The sequence below is a fragment of the Lentzea sp. NBC_00516 genome (assembly GCF_036346835.1).
GTDB classification, from domain to species: domain Bacteria; phylum Actinomycetota; class Actinomycetes; order Mycobacteriales; family Pseudonocardiaceae; genus Lentzea; species Lentzea sokolovensis.
This window is the reverse complement of sequence record NZ_CP107840.1, coordinates 6,705,540-6,723,085: the sequence shown is the minus strand read 5'-3', so window position 1 is coordinate 6,723,085 and position 17,546 is coordinate 6,705,540. Positions and strand designations below refer to the sequence as shown.

14 protein-coding genes and 1 tRNA gene are annotated in these 17,546 nt (G+C 68.7%); 8 read left to right on the top strand and 7 right to left on the bottom strand.

The annotated features are described in order from the left end of the window. Positions 1 to 136: 136 nt before the first annotated feature. The gene (locus OG205_RS30435) at positions 137 to 571 is read right to left on the bottom strand and encodes a hypothetical protein (protein WP_330271423.1); all 435 of its coding nucleotides are present in this window, start codon (positions 569 to 571) and stop codon (positions 137 to 139) included. A 154-nt stretch (positions 572 to 725) separates the two neighbouring features. Here OG205_RS30435 and radA point away from each other — a divergent pair, with 154 nt between their 5' ends. The 3 genes from radA (at position 726) to OG205_RS30420 (ending at position 3,965) form a co-directional block, all read left to right on the top strand. Further along, a complete protein-coding gene (gene radA / locus OG205_RS30430; protein WP_330271422.1) occupies positions 726 to 2,120 on the top strand; it encodes a DNA repair protein RadA in 1,395 nt (464 codons plus the stop codon). Positions 2,121 to 2,626: 506 nt separating this feature from the next. Beyond that, positions 2,627 to 3,160 carry a hypothetical protein gene (locus tag OG205_RS30425; RefSeq protein WP_330271421.1) on the top strand — a complete coding sequence of 178 codons (534 nt, stop codon included), beginning with the start codon at positions 2,627 to 2,629 and terminating at the stop codon, positions 3,158 to 3,160. Between the two features lie 34 nt (positions 3,161 to 3,194). After that, complete coding sequence (locus tag OG205_RS30420) at positions 3,195 to 3,965, top strand: hypothetical protein (protein WP_330271420.1); 771 nt, start codon at positions 3,195 to 3,197, stop codon at positions 3,963 to 3,965. A gap of 32 nt (positions 3,966 to 3,997) precedes the next feature. Here OG205_RS30420 and otsB read toward each other — a convergent pair whose 3' ends face one another. The 3 genes from otsB to OG205_RS30405 form a co-directional block, all read right to left on the bottom strand. Next, positions 3,998 to 6,529, bottom strand: a complete 2,532-nt coding sequence (gene otsB, locus OG205_RS30415; protein ID WP_330271419.1) for a trehalose-phosphatase — start codon at positions 6,527 to 6,529, stop codon at positions 3,998 to 4,000. Between the two features lie 45 nt (positions 6,530 to 6,574). Further along, complete coding sequence (locus tag OG205_RS30410) at positions 6,575 to 8,008, bottom strand: alpha,alpha-trehalose-phosphate synthase (UDP-forming) (RefSeq protein WP_319976117.1); 1,434 nt, start codon at positions 8,006 to 8,008, stop codon at positions 6,575 to 6,577. 69 nt (positions 8,009 to 8,077) lie between these two features. Next, complete coding sequence (locus OG205_RS30405; RefSeq protein ID WP_319975934.1) at positions 8,078 to 9,421, bottom strand: threonine/serine ThrE exporter family protein; 1,344 nt, start codon at positions 9,419 to 9,421, stop codon at positions 8,078 to 8,080. A gap of 259 nt (positions 9,422 to 9,680) precedes the next feature. Between OG205_RS30405 and OG205_RS30400 the strand changes: the two genes are divergently transcribed. Further along, a tRNA-Thr gene (locus OG205_RS30400) sits at positions 9,681 to 9,753 on the top strand. Positions 9,754 to 9,815: 62 nt separating this feature from the next. Here OG205_RS30400 and OG205_RS30395 read toward each other — a convergent pair. Further along, on the bottom strand, positions 9,816 to 11,465 hold the full coding sequence (locus tag OG205_RS30395) for a hypothetical protein (RefSeq protein WP_330271418.1): 1,650 nt from the start codon (positions 11,463 to 11,465) through the stop codon (positions 9,816 to 9,818). Positions 11,466 to 11,505: 40 nt separating this feature from the next. On the opposite strand from OG205_RS30395, the gene mgrA reads away from it, so the two are divergent. After that, positions 11,506 to 12,534, top strand: coding sequence for an L-glyceraldehyde 3-phosphate reductase (gene mgrA / locus OG205_RS30390; RefSeq protein WP_330271417.1), 1,029 nt, complete (start codon positions 11,506 to 11,508; stop codon positions 12,532 to 12,534). Here mgrA and OG205_RS30385 read toward each other — a convergent pair whose 3' ends face one another. Beyond that, a complete protein-coding gene (locus tag OG205_RS30385; RefSeq protein WP_330271416.1) occupies positions 12,535 to 13,950 on the bottom strand; it encodes a sensor histidine kinase in 1,416 nt (471 codons plus the stop codon). It abuts the gene before it with no gap. Between the two features lie 8 nt (positions 13,951 to 13,958). Next, positions 13,959 to 14,657, bottom strand: coding sequence for a response regulator transcription factor (locus OG205_RS30380; protein WP_211335635.1), 699 nt, complete (start codon positions 14,655 to 14,657; stop codon positions 13,959 to 13,961). 136 nt (positions 14,658 to 14,793) lie between these two features. On the opposite strand from OG205_RS30380, the gene OG205_RS30375 reads away from it, so the two are divergent. The 3 genes from OG205_RS30375 to OG205_RS30365 are packed head-to-tail and all read left to right on the top strand — an operon-like array spanning position 14,794 to position 17,407. Next, positions 14,794 to 16,152: a ferredoxin reductase family protein gene (locus OG205_RS30375; protein ID WP_330271415.1), complete on the top strand. Its 1,359-nt coding sequence runs from the start codon at positions 14,794 to 14,796 to the stop codon at positions 16,150 to 16,152. Positions 16,153 to 16,166: 14 nt separating this feature from the next. Continuing rightward, the gene (locus OG205_RS30370; protein WP_330271414.1) at positions 16,167 to 16,664 is read left to right on the top strand and encodes an FMN-binding protein; all 498 of its coding nucleotides are present in this window, start codon (positions 16,167 to 16,169) and stop codon (positions 16,662 to 16,664) included. Positions 16,665 to 16,666: 2 nt separating this feature from the next. Further along, a complete protein-coding gene (locus OG205_RS30365; RefSeq protein ID WP_330271413.1) occupies positions 16,667 to 17,407 on the top strand; it encodes an FAD:protein FMN transferase in 741 nt (246 codons plus the stop codon). The last annotated feature ends 139 nt before the right edge of the window (positions 17,408 to 17,546 follow it).

Sequence of the window (17,546 nt, the reverse complement as noted above, 5' to 3'; positions counted from 1 at the left end):
GTCGGTCGTCCGGCCACCGCTTCGGCCCGAATCGCCTGCGGCGGTTGACCCGAAGAGGCGACCGGACGACCGACGCGAACTCGCGACAACGCGAAAACGCCGCCTCCTGGCTTCAGGGGGCGGCGTTTCGCGTTGTTCAGGAGGCCTTGAGCATCGGCAGGAACTTGTCGCGGTACGCCCACGCCAGGCCGATCTCGGCGGCGACCACGAGCAGTCCCATGACCATGCCGCTCGGCTCCAGGAAGACGTGGAACAGGAAGATGTTCACGACCACCGGGGCGAGCAGGGCCAGCGCCAGCGGCACGAACCGGCCGATGATCAGCAGCAGCCCGGAGACGAGCTGGACGCCGGACAACAGCTGGACCATGTACCCGGTCGCGTAGAGCGCGGTGTTGAAGGCGACGCCGGCAGGGGCCATCGTGCTGGGGTCCGGGGCAGGCATGAACATGATGAAGCCGTTCAGGCCGGTCGTGGCGAACAGCAGGCCGGTCAGCACGCGGGTGACGACGGTGGGGTAGCGGCCGAGGGCGAACTTGCGGGTCTGCGTCGCGGAAACGGTTGCGGTGCTCACTGTGTCCTCCAGGTTCGTCGTGTCCTTCCACTGATGCGTCGAACGGGCCTGGGCCCGGATCGACAAACCCGCCGAAAAATCTTGAAGTTTCTCCGGCGACCGTCCTGACCTGCGGCGCACGTTTCTGTCGGTGCTGTGCTCTAACGTTCGGTTCGTGGCGAAGACAGCGCGGCCGATCTTTCGTTGTGCCGAGTGCGGGCACGAGGTGGCGAAGTGGTTCGGCCGCTGCCCCGAGTGCCAGGCGTGGGGCAGCATCGAGGAACGAGGCACCGCGTCGGTGACGCGCGTGGTGGCGGGCGCGCCGACGTCGAAGGCCCGGCCCATCGGCGAGGTCGACATCGAGTCGGCGCGGGCGCTGTCCACCGGTGTCAGCGAGTTCGACCGGGTGCTGGGCGGCGGCCTGGTGCCCGGTGCCGTCGTGCTGCTGGCCGGTGAGCCCGGCGTGGGCAAGTCGACGTTGCTGCTGGAGACGGCGCATCGCTGGGCCGAGTCGCACGGCCGTTGCCTCTACGTCACCGGTGAGGAGTCCGCGGGGCAGGTGCGGCTGCGCGCGGAACGCACCGGCAACCTGCACGGCGAGATGTACCTGGCGGCCGAGAGCGAGCTCAGCGCGTTGCTCGGGCAGGTCGACCAGGTGAAGCCGTCGATGCTGATCGTCGACTCCATCCAGACCATGTCGACGGTGAGCGTCGAGGGCGTGCCCGGTGGCGTCACGCAGGTGCGCACTGTCGCATCAGGACTGATCGCGATGGCCAAGGAGCGCGGCCTTCCGGTCGTCCTGGTCGGACACGTCACGAAGGACGGATCCGTTGCGGGGCCCAGGGTTCTGGAGCACCTGGTCGACGTGGTGCTGCAGTTCGAGGGCGATCGTCACTCCAGTCTGCGGCTGCTGCGCGGCATCAAGAACCGTTACGGCGCGGCGGACGAGGTGGGCTGCTTCGAACTGCGCGACGACGGCATCGCGTGCGTGCCGGACCCGTCCGGGCTGTTCCTCACGCGCCGAGAAAAGGCCGTCGAGGGCACCTGCGTCACGGTGATCGTCGAGGGCAAGCGGCCGATGCTCGGCGAGGTGCAGGCGTTGGTGGCCAAGACGAACCTGCCCGCGCCCCGCCGCGCGGTGAGCGGGCTCGACTCGGCGCGCATCTCGATGGCGCTGGCGGTGCTGGAGAAGCGCGGCAAGGTCAACCTGTTCCAGAAGGACGTCTTCACCGCCACCGTGGGCGGCATGCGACTGGTCGAGCCGGCGGCGGACCTGGCCGTGGTGCTGGCGGTGGCCTCCGCGGAACGCGAGATCGCCCTGCCCGCCGACCTGGTGGTGCTCGGCGAGGTCGGCCTGGCCGGTGAGATCAGGCGCGTCAACGGCGTCGGCAAGCGGCTCAGCGAGGCCGCGCGGCTCGGGTTCAAGAAGGCCCTGGTGCCGCCGGACCACGGCCCGCTGCCGGACGGGGTGCGAGCGCTGGTGGCGAACGACCTGGTGTCGGCGCTGGAACTGCTCGGCCTGAACCGCAAGCGCAGCAGCAAGTCCGAGGACAAGCCCGAGGACGACTGACCTGCCGCCGCGCCATCGTCATGAGGAAGTGGTGGCGGGGCCGCCGGACGACGGGGCGCAGGTTCGGGGAGCCGGGGCAGCCAGTCCATGATCGCGAGTTGTCCACAGGGTGTCGACTCTCTGACCTGCGACTATCCGGATTCGGCTAGCCTGTGGACAACGCGGGAACCAAAAACGGGGATCGCGCGTTGCGTCAGGAGGAATCGCGCGGGGGAGCGGCACGGCTGGTGATTCGCGTCGACCCTCGTCTCGTGTCCGGCGCTCGTGTCCAGCAGCACGGCTTCGATCCCAGGCAGGGTGAGCACAGCCCGTTGTGGAATCTGGGTGACACCGACCTCTGAGTGCAGGGGCGTCGAGCGAGTCGAGTCCGGTCCTGGAGGCAGGCGGCCGAGCGACGGTCCGGCGGCCGGCGCCGGAGAGATGGCACAGCCCCGCACCGGGCGACGTGAGCACCATGCATGAGGGACAGCCGGTGGCCGGTACGGCGACTGTGATCGAATACGCGGGTGTTGGGGAGACACGACAGCGAGATAGGTGAGTTACTGCGGTTCGCGGCGTCCTTGGTGCCCGCGGAGGTGCAGGGCTCAGAGCTGCTCGACTACCTCGACCTCGAAGAGTGGGAACTGGTCCTCACCCTGTTGGGAGACTTCGACGGCCACACCTGGCAGACCCCGCGCTACTGGGCCCTGCTCGCCGAGGCGGCGACCCAGATGGATCAGGACGAGACCTGGTTCCAGTGGCGCTGCGTGGAGTCGATCCAAGGCCTGCTGCGGGTCGAGCTGACCCTGTCGGTCGACGCGGAACCGTTGCAGGCCAGGGGAGAACGCCCGATGTGGGACGTAACCGGCAAACACCAGCGGGTGGCCGCGCTGTGGATCGAGTCCAAGCCGGTGCTGGGTCCGGGCGAACGCGCGACCGCACGGCTGAGGCCGTTCGTGCCGCCGGCGTGGGCGCATCTCATCCGGGGCGACGTGATCACGCTGCACGGCAGTTCGCCGGGGACCGCGAAAATCATCGAGAAAGTGCCGCCCCGACCCTGAATACTCCCCTTCGGGGGCGTCAGGGGGAGGCGTGATGATCAACTTCTATCAGCTGCGGGCGTGGCAGCTCGACGGCGTGGACGAGCGCGAGGTCGCGCGGCGGCTCATGCGGAGCACCATGTCGAAGGACGAGATTCTGACCGCGTGGAGCACGGCCTTCGACGTGTCGCTGGACGAGGCGGACGCGGCCATGCGGCGCGGGTACGCGGGGCAGGTCCAGTACGACTTCATGCGCGGGATGGAGCGCTTCTCCGACGGTGAGCTGGACGAGGTGGGCGGCGTGCTCAGGCTCGCCCTCGCTCAGGTGCCGCCGGACGCGCTCACCGCGACGGGGCTGACCCTGGCCGACATCGAGGACGACGCCGACGCCGACCACAAGTGGTGGGATCTGCTGGAAGCCCTGGGGGACTTCGAGGACGGCACCTGGCAGACGTACCGGTACTGGGATCTGCTGGCGGAGGTCGCGGTGCAGCTGGAGGCCGATCCCGCCTGGTTCCGCTGGCGGCGCGCCGAGACGTTGTACGGCTTCGTCCGGGCCGAGCTGACCCTGGACGCGAGTGCGGAAGCCGTGAAGGAACAGGAGACCAGGCCGGTGTGGGTGCTCGGGGAGGGCGACCGCGCGGTCGCGTCCCTGCGGCTGGGGCAGCCGGTCCTGGAGCCGGGGCAGAGCGCGTCCGTGCGTCTGCGGCCGTTCCTGATGAGCGGGTGGGAGCGTCTGAACGCGGGTGACCGGATCACCTACCAGCAGTACGGCCAGGACCGGGGCACAGCGGAGATCCTGGAAATGGCACCGCCGCGGCCCTGAAGCAGGACCGCGGCGGCAGCAGAACTACGAGATCACTGCGAGAGCAGCTGGGCGCAGCGGATCAGGCCCAGGTGCGAGTACGCCTGCGGGTGGTTGCCCAGCGAGCGCTCGGCGATCGGGTCGTACTCCTCCGGCAGCAGGCCGGTGGGGCCCGCGGCCGCGACGATCTGGCCGAACAGCTCCTCGGCCTCGGTGCGACGACCAGTCAGAAGATAAGACTCGATCATCCAGGCGGCGCAGAGGTGGAAGCCGCCCTCGTCGCCCGGCAGGCCGTCGTCGCGGCGGTAGCGGTACACGGTCGAACCGGACCGCAGCTCCGCCTCGATGGCCGTCACGGTCGACTGGAAGCGCTCGTCGGTCGGGTCGATCAGGCCCGACAGGCCCACGAACAGCGAGGCGGCGTCGAGGTCGTCGCCGTCGTAGGCCGTGGTGAAGGACTGGACCTCGTCGTTCCAGCCGTTCTTCAGAACATCCGTGGCGATCGTGTCGCGCAGCGGCACCCACGACGGGTCGAGCTCACGACCGAACTGTTCGCCGAGCTTGATCGTCCGGTCGATCGTCAGCCAGCACATGACCTTCGAGTACACGTGGTGGCGCGGCGCGTGCCGTTCCTCCCAGATGCCGTGGTCGGGCTCGTGCCAGCGCCGGGAGACGGCCTCGGCCATCGCCCCTGCCATCGTCCAGTCGGCGTCCGACAGGGAACCGCGGGCGGTGGCCAGCTGCACGACCAGGTCGACGACCGGGCCGAACACGTCGAGCTGCACCTGCTGGTTCGCGAGGTTGCCCACGCGGACCGGACGGGAGCCGGCGTAGCCGGGCAGCGACTCGATGACGGCCTCGGCACCGAGCTGGGTGCCGTGCAGCGTGTACAGCGGGTGCAGCCGCTCCGGGCCCGGGATGGTCTCCAGGACGCCGTGCAGCCACGTCAGGAAGCCGTCGGCCTCCGCGAAGGAGCCTACCGACACGAGTGCGGCGGCGGTCATCGCGCCGTCGCGCAGCCAGCAGTAGCGGTAGTCCCAGTTGCGGACGCCGCCCAGCTCTTCCGGCAGCGACGTGGTGGCCGCGGCCATGATCGAGCCGGAGTCCTTGTGAACCAGGCCGCGCAGCGTCAAAGCAGACCGCAGCACCAGGTCGGTCTGCACCTTCGGCAGGTGCAGACCCGCCGCCCAGTCCGACCAGTAGCCGGCGGCGCGGTCACGGCGCACCGACTCGGCCTGAGCGTGCTCGGAGATGTCGTCGGTGCCGCAGCGCAGCTCCAGCAACACCGGCGCACCCTCGCGTGGGCGGACCACGGCGCGTGCGGTCTCCTGCACGCCGTCCGAGGTGATCTCCCAGTCGACACCGGGGGAACGCAGCACCATCGGGTCCGAGGTGCCGACGACGCGCAGGCCGTCGCGCTCGCGCAGCAGCCGCACCGGCACCTGCCCGAACTCGGGACGCGGCGCGAACGTGATCACCGCGTTGGTCGAACCGGAGATGCGGCGCACCAGGTCGGTGCGGTGCGAGGCGAGGTCGTGCTCCAGGTAGTCCGTCACCAGGAGCCGCGACCAGCGGGTCTCCACGATCATCGTGCCCGGCAGGTAGCGCTGGCCCAGCGGCAGCGACCCGTGCTCCGGCTTGATCGAGAAGTGACCGGCGGCGGGGCCACCGAGCAGGTCCGCGAAGATCGCCGCGGAGTCCGGTTCGGGATGGCACAGCCAGTTGACCTTGGCGTCCGGGGTCACCAGGGCCACCGAACGCTCGTTGGCGAGCATGGTCAGGCGCTCGATCGGCACGGCCTGGTCGCCGTGCAGCCACGCGCGGCGCTCCTCCAGGAGGAACGCCAGCACCGTCGCCACGTCGGCGGGGTCGGCCACGTAGTGCTCGGCCAGCGACTCGCCGGCACCCACGCGGATGCCGACGTCCGGGCCGGACAGGCGTGCGAACGCCTTCTCGTCCGTCACGTCGTCGCCCAGGAAGATCGCCGCGGTGGCGCCGACCTGGTGGCGCAGGATGTCCAGCGCCTGGCCCTTGTTGGTCTCGACGACGGCGAGCTCGATGACGGCCTTGCCCTCGGTGACCTGCACACCTTCCCAGGTGCACGGGCCGGAGCGGACGGCGGTGAGCACGGCCTCCCCGATGGCCTCGCTCGCGGCACGGCGCACGTGCACCGCGACGGAGGCGGGCTTGACCTCGAGCTGGACGCCTTCTTGGCCGTCGGCGATCTCTTCGAGCTCGGCTTCGATGCGCCGCAGCAACGCCTTGGCGTTCGCGTCCAGCGCGTGGACGAAGCCGACGTCGAACTCGGAGCCGTGCGAGCCCACCAGGTGGACCTCGCCAGGCAGGCGGGAAAGGGTGGCCAGATCGCGCAGCGCGCGACCGGAGATCACGGCTGACGTGGTCTCGTGCAGGCTCGCCAGCGAACGCAGCGCGTTCACCGACTCCGGAAGCGGGCGAGCAGCCTCCGGGTCGGCCACGATCGGAGCGAGTGTTCCGTCGTAGTCGCTGGCGACCAGCAGTCGTGGGGTCCTGGCCAGCTGCACGATCGCGCGGCGCAGTTCGGCGGGGAGGGCCTCGGCGGTCAACGCCCCTCCTGGAGCACTCGATGGGTCAATGGGATCTGAAAGGATTCAGACCGAGGTCTGCGTGCCCAACGCCTCCAGGAACGACCTTGCCCAGCGATCAACGTCGTGGGTGAGGACTTGGCGGCGCAGCGCGCGCATCCTACGGCGGCCTTCAGCAGGATCGATGTCGAGGGCGGCCTGCAGAGCGTTCTTGACACCGTCCAGATCATGGGGGTTCACCAGGAACGCACTGGTCAGTTCTGCGGCAGCGCCGGCGAACTCGCTGAGCACCAGAGCTCCACCAAGATCATATCGGCAGGCCACGTACTCCTTGCACACGAGGTTCATTCCGTCCCGAACGGGCGTGACGACCATGACGTCCGCCGCGCTCATGAACGCGACGAGCTCCTCGCGGTTCACCGACTGGTGCAGGTAGTGCACGACGGGTTTGCCGACCCGCCCGAACTCGCCGTTGATCCGGCCGACCGACTGCTCGATGTCCTTGCGCATCGTCACGTAGTGGTCGACCCGCTCCCGGCTGGGCGTTGCCAGCTGCACCATCGCGACGTCCTCGGGGTCCACGCGTCCGTCCGCGATCAGCTCGTACAGAGCGCGGATCCTGACGTCGATGCCCTTCGTGTAGTCGAGACGGTCCACGCCCAGAAGGATGCGCTTGGGGTTGCCCAGGTCCGCTCGAATCTGCTTCGCACGGGCCTGCGTCTCCTTGCGCCGGGCGACCGCGTCGAGCCCCGCGCTGTCGATCGAGATGGGGAACGCGCCGACGCGCACGGTGCGGTCGCCGACCTGCACGACACCTGGCCGGGTCCTGACACCTACGGTGCCGCGGCTCGGCTCCAGGCCCACGAGCCGGCGGGCCAGCCAGAGGAAGTTCTGCGCGCCGCCGGGCCGGTGGAAGCCCACCAGGTCGGCGCCGAGCAGGCCGCGGATGATCTCCGTGCGCCACGGGAGCTGCATGAACAGCTCGACCGGCGGGAACGGGATGTGCAGGAAGAAGCCGATCTTGAGGTCGGGCCGCTGCTCGCGCAGCATCGCCGGGACGAGTTGCAGCTGGTAGTCCTGCACCCAGACCGTCGCGCCCTGCGCGGCGACCTTCGCCGTCGCGTCGGCGAACCGCTGGTTGACCTTCACGTAGGCGTTCCACCAGTGCCGGTGGAACGCGGGCTGCGCCACCACGTCGTGGTAGAGCGGCCAGAGGGTGCCGTTGGAGAAGCCCTCGTAGTAGTCCTCGACCTCTTTCGCGGACAGCTCGACCGGGTGCAGCAGGAGGCCGTCGTCCTCGAACGGCGGCACCTCGGTGTCCGCGACGCCGGGCCAGCCCACCCAGGCGCCGCTGTGTGAGCGGAGGAACGGTTCGAGAGCGCTGACGAGACCGCCAGGGCTGTGTTTCCACCGCTCGGTTCCGTCAGGCAAGCGCTCCAGGTCAACCGGCAACCGGTTGGCCACGACTACGAATTCCGCCCCGTTCTCGCCAATGTCCATGCTCACGGATCTGAGGCTAGTGCGGACGCGTGCTGTCGGCGTGCCGTGTAACCCCCGTCACAGCGAGTTTCACTCCAAACGACGCTTGGAGGGTTTGAGCGGACCGGACATGCGCGGACCAGCGAACTTGCGTTCCAGACGGCCCAGTCCCGTGCGCACCGGCTGTGCCAGGTACTCGCCGAACACGACACCTCCGGCCAGAGCGAGAGCAATGCCACTCGCGAACACGAGCGTGCTCAAACCGGCCGGATCGCCCTCCGCGGTGAGCTGGAACAGACCTCGATAGGTGGTCCAGCCGGGCAGCAGCGGGACGACGCCCGCCTGGACGACGACGAGCGTCGGGATGCGCAGCCGGCGGGTCATCGTCGCGCCGCCGAACCCGGTGATCGCGGCGGCTACGGCGGAGCCGAGCAGCGCGTCCAGGCCGAAGCTCGTCATGAGTCCGTAGGCGGCCGTGCCGATCGCGCCGGAGATGGCGGCGGCGACGAGCGCGCGGGGCCGGGCGTAACAGGCGAGCGCGAAGAACGCACTCGTCGCCGCGCCGGCCGCGAACTGCATCGGCACCGCGGAGATCAACGCGGGCAACGGGTCGCTGAGCCTGATGTCCAGTCCGAAGTGGACGGCCGCGCGGATCGCCAGCGCGACACCCGCGATCAACCCCGCGCTGAGCAGCACGGTCTCGACCGTGCGGCCCGCGGCGGTGACGTTGTAGCCGGAGATCGCGTCCTGCACGGTGCTGACGAGCGCGAGCCCGGACAGCAGCACGACGATCCCGACGGCGACGAGCAGACTCGGCCGCACCGGCAGCAACCCGGTGGAGAAGATGGCCAGCGCCGCCCCCGTGCCGAGCGCACCGCCGACGAGTTGCTGGAAGAAGAAGGGCAGGTTGCGGCGGTTGAGGATCCGGCCGACCCGGTCGACCACGGCGGTGATGGCCGCGGCGGTGAGCGCGAGCACCAGCCCGCCGCCCACGAGGAACGCCACGGCGGCGGCCATTCCGCCCCACGCGGCAGTGGCGACCCAACGCGGATACGGGTGCTTGGCGTTCGTGATGTCTTCAAGCCGTGCGTGCGCTTCTTCGATCGGCCCCAGATTGCGCACGAGATGTTCAACGTCCGCAAGCCGCGTGTAGTCGAGACTGCGCTGCCGGACGACGCGTATCGAGGTGATCGGCAACGCCTCCGTGCCGCGATGACACGACACGCTGATAGAGGTGTAGATCACGTCGACTTCGGTGTGCGGCAGTCCATAGCTCTCGGTGACCGAGAGAATCGTCGCTGTCACATCGGCCGCGCCGGCCCCACTGGACATTTGGACCTCACCGATCTTCAGGGCGAGATCGAGTACCAGGTGAACCGTGGTGTCATCGGGCAGAGCGGGGCCGTGCAGGCTGTTCGTGGAAATCTTGAGCACCTCCGTCGTGTGATCGTGACGGGGACTTCGACTGTTGCTGTGTCGTCGGCCACCTCCGATCGGGCGACCCGAAAAGGAGGACATGATCACTGTCCGTTGGTTACCCTCCTGACCTGGTCAAGGCGGTCACCCCGACGCATTGATCCACTCAGTTGGTTGGTCCGACTCCGGTCGGAGCAATCCGATCACACTGAGAGCAGTCCGTTCGCCGCAGGTAGCACCCGCAACGGGCGCTTACGATGTTCGCGAACACGAGCCGGCCGGCGTAGCTCAATTGGCAGAGCACTCGCCTTGTAAGCGAAAGGTTAGGGGTTCGATTCCCCTCGCCGGCTCCCTTGGAGAAGAGGGTTCGCCCAGGTGGGCGGACCCTCTTCTCATTCCGCTGGGACGCCGGTCAGCTTTTGCGGACGAGTCCGGTAAAGCCCGCGACACTGAGCGTGGCGAACGACCAACCCAGGATCTGCACGACCCAGCCCGCCCCTGTCGCCCACTGCCCGGCTGGTCCGTTCGCCAGTTCGCATCTCGGTGTGCCACCGAGCTTCACCAGCGGGATCGCGAGATCCGCCGCAAGACTGATTCTGTTCACAGGTGAACACGAGTCGGCGGGGCGGTCCTTGGCCGGTGTCAGGCCGTTATAGGCGTTGGTTGTCCACACGAGACAAAGCGCGAGCAGGAACGTGACGAGTAGGCCAATCACCGCCCTGGAGGGCCGGTAGCCGTAGCCCAGAGTGACGCCGAGGAACCAGTGCCACAGCTTGTTGCCGGGGTCGCCGTACCGGCGGAGGTCCTCCTGCTGCGCGATCAGGACCTTGCGGGCCTTGTGCTCGTGCCCAGCGGCGCGATGAACGGCGGCGAGTTGCTGGTACGGCTGAGCTTCGTAGAAGCGTGTGTGGTCGCGCAGCATCTTGAGCCACACATCGGTGTTCGCGGGTGGATCCGGATAGGTCAGGCCGTCCAGCGACACGATGACGTCGGCCTCGATCAGCTCCAACTCGTTGAGGTAGAGCTGGTTGCCCACCCTGGTGCCGGCGAGTTCGAGCTCGTAGCCGCTGCCGTGGTTGGTCAGCTTCGTCGACTCGACGACGAGCTGGCCGCTCACCACCGCGTCGGTGAGGTCGAGAACCGCGAATCCGCTGGTCGTCTCGATCTCGGCGGCGGTGATCGTGATGCTCGCGCCCACCTTGGTCCGGTGCAGCACCAGGGCTTGTCCGCGGCCACCGCGCACCGATCCGCTGAGGACGAGCCCGGAGCCGATACGAGTGTCGATCATGGTGATGGTGTCGACGCTGGAACGAGCGTCGAAACCGTCGTCGAGCACCACTCCCTGTAAGAACTCCGCGCCGTCGGCACACAGCGCCGTTGTGCCGCGCAGCACGGCTCCGTTCATCCGAAGGCTGGAGGCCTTGGCGTCGAACAGTTGTACGGCGTGCTTGTCGCCCGACTTGACGAACGCTCTGGTGAGATCGATGTCCGCGCCCACCTTGGCGTTGTGGGCGACTAGTGCGATGCCCGACTCACTGACGATCACGGCCTCGCGGAGGTTCAGTTCGCCACCGATGTCGCAGCCGTCGAGCACGACCTTGCGGGCGTACAAGCCGTTGGCCCGCATGCTTCGGCTGACGTGCAGACCAGACGCGAACAACCTCGTCGCGGTAGCGCCGGACATCAACAGCGAACCGTCGACGTGCGCGTTCTCCAGGTCGGCTACTCCGAGGCAGCGCGCGCCCTCCATGGTGAGGTAGCGGGTGCGCAGGTTCTCCGCGTACAGAGCCGGAAACGTGGATCCGTCGAGCGACAGCGCCGGCAGTTCGGTGTCGTTCAGCGAGAGCGCTTCCTCGAAGAGGCACTTGTCCAGCTGAAGCGCTGTCGAGGTGCGGATGAAGTCGAGGTTGAGGGTGCCGGTGACACGGGCCCCGATCACCAGGAGCCCGCGTGGATCGACCTTCCCCGAGAGCAGCAGGTCACGGATCGCCTTGGCGGGCAACACGTTGTTCCCACGCCGTGAGAGGTCGAGCACCTCACCGGCCTCGGCGGCGCGATTCATGTCCTGCACTGTCTCGTTAGGACGTGACATTCTGGGCACCATGTCCTACCTCGCGGATAGCGCGCGCTACGACCAGATGACGTACCGGCGGACGGGACGCAGCGGCCTCAAGCTGCCCGCCATCTCGCTCGGCCTGTGGCACAACTTCGGCGGCGACCGGCCCTACGAGTCGGGCCGCGGGATCGCGCGGAGGGCGTTCGACCTCGGTGTCACGCACTTCGACCTCGCCAACAACTACGGTCCGCCCTACGGCTCGGCGGAGATCACGTTCGGGCAGATCCTGAAGGATGATCTCAGGCCGTACCGCGACGAGCTCGTCGTTTCGACGAAGGCGGGCTACGACATGTGGGCCGGGCCGTACGGGGAGTGGGGCAGCCGCAAGTACCTGCTCAGCTCGCTCGACCAGTCGCTGACGCGGATGGGCCTCGACTACGTCGACATCTTCTACTCGCACCGGTTCGACCCGGAGACGCCGCTGGAAGAGACGATGGGCGCGCTCGTGTCCGCGGTCCAGCAGGGCAAGGCGCTCTACGTCGGCATCTCGTCGTACTCGCCCGCGAAAACCCGCGAGGCCGCCCAACTGCTGAAGAGCGCCGGCGTGCCGTTGCTGATCCACCAGCCGTCGTACTCGATGCTCAACCGCTGGATCGAGCCGGAGCTGCTGGACACGCTCGAGGAGGTCGGCGCTGGCTGCATCGCGTTCTCGCCGCTCGCGCAGGGCATGCTGACCGACCGCTACCTCAACGGCGTTCCCGAGGGTTCGCGCGCGTCGCAGGGCAAGTCGCTGTCGACGGACCTGCTGACCGAGCAGAACCTCGGCCGCATCCGGTCGCTCAACGAGGTCGCGAAGTCGCGCGGCCAGTCGCTGGCCCAGCTCGCCCTGACCTGGACGATCCGCGACCCGCGCGTCACGTCGGCGTTGATCGGCGCGTCCTCGGTCGGGCAGCTGGAGCAGAACCTCGCGGCCCTGCAGGCGCCGCCGCTGACCGACGACGAGCTCGCCGAGATCGACAAGTACGCCGTCGAGTCGGGCATCGACCTGTGGGCGACGAGCTCTCAGGCCGACTAGCTACGAGTGCCGCCGGGGGAGACGGATCGTGAAGGCCGTCGACCCCGGCCGGCTGGCCAGCTCGATCGTGCCGCCGTGCGCCTGCACCAGCGACTGCACCACGGCGAGGCCCAGGCCGCTGCCGCCGCGCTGACGGGTCCGCGAGTCGTCCACGCGGTAGAACCTGTCGAAGATCCGCGCCTGGTCGGCCTCCGGAATTCCGGGGCCGGTGTCGCTCACCCGGATCACCGCCCAGCCGTTCTCGGCCGTCACCTTCAACGACACCGTCGTGCCCGCGGGCGTGTGCACGGCCGCGTTGGTCAGCAGGTTGTCGAGCACCTGCCTCAACCGGGTCGGGTCGGCGGTCATGGTCACCGTGTCGGCGTCGACGTCCAGCGCGTGCGACGGCCTGCCCGCGCGGAACGCGTCCGCCGCCGCCTCCGCGATCACCGACAGGTCCAGCTCCTCCGGCCGCAACGGCGGTTCGGTCGCCGCGGAATCCAGGCGTGCCAACAACAACAGGTCGTCGAGCAGCACGCTCATGCGTGATGCCTCCGACCGCAGCTTCTCCAGGTGCTTCTCGCGCTCGCCCGGTTCGTTGGCCGCCGCGTACTTGAACAGGTCCGCGTAGCCGCGCAACGACGTGAGAGGCGTGCGTAGCTCGTGCGAGGCGTCGGCGATGAAGCGGCGCAGGCGTTGCTCGGCGGCCGTGCGCGCGACCAGCGACGTGTCGATGTGCGCGAGCATCTTGTTGAACGCCTCGCGCAGCTCCTCGACCTCCACGCCGCCGCCTCGGCTGTCCACTCGCACGGCGAGATCACCCGAGTCGGTCAGGTCGTGCGACGAGATGTCGTGCGCGGTGTCGGCCATGTCCGACAGCGGCTGCATGCCCTTGCGGATCAACGCCTGGCCGCCCACCACCAGGGCGACCAGCGCGGCCAGGAACGCGATCACGCCGACCGTGACCAGCTGGGAGATCGTGCCGTCCCTGTCCTGCATCGGGGCCGCGCTGACCACGATGTACTCGTCCTTGATGACCTGGCAGGCGCGCAGCCGGAACTTGCCCTCGTCGCGCAGGTACTCGGTCTCGAACTTGTCGGCGGTCAGCGCCTGCTTCGCGAGGGCGTCGAACTCCTCGCGGTCCTGCGGCTGCTGGTCACCGGGCAGGGGCGTGACGCCACCGTCCTCGATCTTGTAGACGACGGCGAACCAGTCCGGCGGGATCTTGGTGATCTTGCCGTAGTACTCGACCTCCTTGGCCGCGCCCTGCTGGCTGATCACCATCTGGTCGTCGAGGCGGCGGTCGAGGAAGTCCTTCATCGACGTGACCATGACCCAGCCGACGATCACGAACACCGTCAGCGCGAGCGCGCCGAGGCCGAGCGCGAGGCGGGTGCCGAGCCGCCAGTCGCGGACGGGCTTGAGTCCGAACTTCATCGCGGGGCTCACTCAGCTGCTCGGCGGAGCACGTACCCCACACCGCGCACGGTGTGGATCAACGGCTCGCGGCCGTCGTCGAGCTTGCGGCGCAGGTGGGAGATGACCAGTTCGACCACGTTCGAACGGCCGCCGAAGTCGTACTCCCAGACGTGGTCGAGGATCTGCGCCTTCGTCAGCACGGCCGGCGAGCGCCGCATCAGGTACCGCAACAGCTCGTACTCGGTCGGCGTCAGCGTCACGAGCTTGCCGCCGCGACGGACCTCGCGCGTGTCCTCGTCCATCACCAGATCGGACACCTTCAGCACCGATCGCTTCCACGACGGACCCGTCGAGCGGCGCAGCACGGCCCGGAGCCGGGCCATCAGCTCCTCGACCGAGAAAGGTTTTACGAGGTAGTCGTCGCCGCCCCTGGTGAGTCCCGCCACCCGGTCCGCGGTGCCGTCACGGGCCGTCAGAAAGACCACAGGAACCATCGCCCCGGCCGCCCGCATCCGATCAAGAACGGTGAATCCGTCCAGGTCAGGCAGCATGAGGTCGAGCACGACGATGTCCGGCTGGAACTCGGCGGCCTCTCTCAAAGCCTCCTCACCGTTGAGCGCCGTCGCGGCCTGCCAGCCCTCGTACCGGGCGACCGTCGCGACCAGGTCAGCGATGTGCGGCTCGTCATCTACGACGAGCAATCGAACCGAGTTCCCCTTGTCCACGTGCTCATGGTGCGTCACCTGGTGGCTCCCGCGCTCGATCGACAGGAAGTCGACAGCGGGTGCAAAGCGGAGCCACAGCTCGAACGCCAAGGATCGAGATCGACCGCCAGAGACCGCCCTGACCGAGGAGCCCGCCGTGACGACCACCCTGCAGCATCCCGTGCGACCGGCTCCGGCCGGCCGGGCGACGCCGCACAAGGTGCTGGCCAAAGCCGGCCTGTACGTGTTCCTCCTGGCCAACGCGGCGTTCGTGACCTACCTGTTCAACGCGGCGGGTGTCGGTTCGAACAAGCTGGTCAACTTCGGCCGGCTGGCGGGCCTGTACGGCGCGCTCGCGATGGCGTTCCAGCTGCTCCTGGTCGCGCGGCTGCCGTGGCTCGACCGGCGCCTGGGCATGGACAAGCTCACCTCGTGGCACCGCTGGGTCGGCTTCACGATCTTCTTCACGCTGATGGGCCACCTGGTCTTCATCGCGTTCGGCAACGCCGGTGCCGAAGGCCCGATCGCGGAGGTCATCCGGCAGGCGACCGAGCTGGAGGGCATCCTCCGCGCGCTGGTGGCGTGGGCGATCATCATGATCGTCGGCACCGTCTCGGCCCGCTTCGCGCGGCGCCGGATGGCCTACGAGACCTGGCACTTCATCCACCTGTACACCTACGTCGCGATCTTCCTCGCGTTCTCGCACCAGGTCGCGGTCGGCAGCACGTTCCGCAAGTCCGCGCTCGCGACCGGCTACTGGTGGGGCCTGTGGGCGTTCGCGCTCGGGTCCGTCCTGATCGGACGCGTGGTGCTCCCGTTCTACCGGAACTGGAAGCACCAGTTCCACGTCGCCGCCGTGGTGCCCGAGGCGCACAACGTCGTCTCGGTCTACATCGAGGGCAAGGACCTCGACCAGCTCGGCGCGAAGGCCGGCCAGTTCTTCCTGTGGCGCTTCCTGACCAAGGACCGCTGGTGGCAGGCCAACCCGTTCTCGCTGTCCGCGGCGCCGAACGGCAAGTACCTGCGGCTCACCGCGAAGGCCCTGGGCACCGGCAGCGCGGACATCCGCGACATCAAGGTCGGCACCCGCGTGTTCGCCGAGGGCCCGTACGGCGCGTTCACGACCATGCACCAGACCAAGCCCAACGCGCTCCTCGTCGCGGGCGGTGTCGGCATCACGCCGGTCCGCGCGCTGCTGGAGGAGATCAAGGGCCACGTCGTGGTGCTCTACCGGGTCAGCGACCCGCGCGAGGCCGTTCTGCTGCGTGAGCTCGAAGGCCTCGCCAGGGCGAAGGGCGCGGTGCTGCGCCTGGTCACCGGTTCGTCGAAGACCATCACCGCGAACGGCCCGTTGCTCGGCCCGGAGAACATCGCCGCGCTCGTGCCGGACGTGCAGGACCGCGACGTCTTCATCTGCGGCCCCGGCGGCATGACCGGCACGGTGATCCAGAGCCTCGACGAGCTGGGAGTGCCCAGCAACCAGATCCACGCCGAGCGCTTCGCGCTGGCCAACTGAGAGGGTCCGACGACGTGAAGAGGGCAATTCCCGTTCTGGCACTGAGCGTGGCCGGCCTCGTTCCGGTCTGGATCTATTCGCCGGGTGCGGCGCACGAGGGCGAGATCAACGAGGTCGCGGCGGCGCCGACCCAGGAGCAGCAGCAGACCACCACCCAGCAGACGGTCCCGAAGACCACCGGCTCCGCGCCGAAGGCGACGGGTGCCGCGCCCAAGACCACGACCCCGCAACAGCAGACCCAGCAGCAGGCCCAGAACCGCACCGTGCCCGGGCCCGCGGTGAACACGTCCGAGGGCACCGTGCAGGTGCAGGTGACGCTGCAGGGCACCAAGATCATCGACGTGAAGGCGTTGCGGGCGCCCAACAGTGACCCGACCAGGATGGCGTTGCCGCTGCTGCGGCAGTCGGCGCTGAAGGCGCAGAGCGCGGACATCGACACGGTCTCCGGCGCGACCGCGACCTCCGAGGGCTACCAGAAGTCGCTCCAGGCCGCGCTCGACGGGGCGAAGTAGAAGTGGCAGTGCGGCGCGTCGAGCAGATCATGGGGCTGCCGATCTCGGTGGACCTGCGTGACGGCGACGCCGCGCTGGCCGAGCGGGCGTTCGCCTGGCTGCGTGAGGCGGACGCCCAGTTCTCGCCGTTCAAGCCCGATAGCGAGGTGTCCCGGCTGGACCGGGGTGAGCTCACCAGGGAAGAGCTCACCCCGGATCTGGTCGAGGTGCTCTCGCTGTGCGACTGGTACGAGGAGTCGACGGGCGGCGCGTTCACGGCACGGGTGCCGGGACGCGGGCTCGACCCGTGCGCGGTGGTGAAGGGCTGGGCCGTGCAACGGGCGGCGGACATGCTGCGCGAGGGCGGCGCCACGACGTTCTGCGTGAACGCGGGCGGCGACGTGGTCACGGCCGGCGAGCCCGAGCCCGGAAAGCCTTGGCGCGTCGGCGTTCGGCATCCCGATCTCGCCGACCAGCTGAGCGTCGTGCTCGGCGTGCGGGACGGAGCCGTTGCCACATCAGCGTTGTACGAACGCGGCGAGCACATCCTGGACGGCCGTACCGGTCAGCCGGTCTCGGGAATTCTGTCGGTCACCGTTTTCTCCGACGACCTCGCGATCGCGGATACCACTGCCACAGCGGCGTTTGCGCTGGGTAGAGACGGAATCGAGTGGGCTGCCGCGCAGGAGGACTGCGAGGTCTTCATCGTCGACGAAGATCGTCGCGTCTTCTCGAGCCCTGGACTTCCGGTACACATCTGTTAACATGCTCGCCCAACGGAGCCTTGACTCCGGGGCATGATTTCGTTGATCCAGAGCTGGATCGGAGCTCGCGCTCGGGGCAAGTCCCGGCCTGCTGTCGACCAACTACTCGTGCGGAAGAGCCTGCCGCAGCGCGAATTCG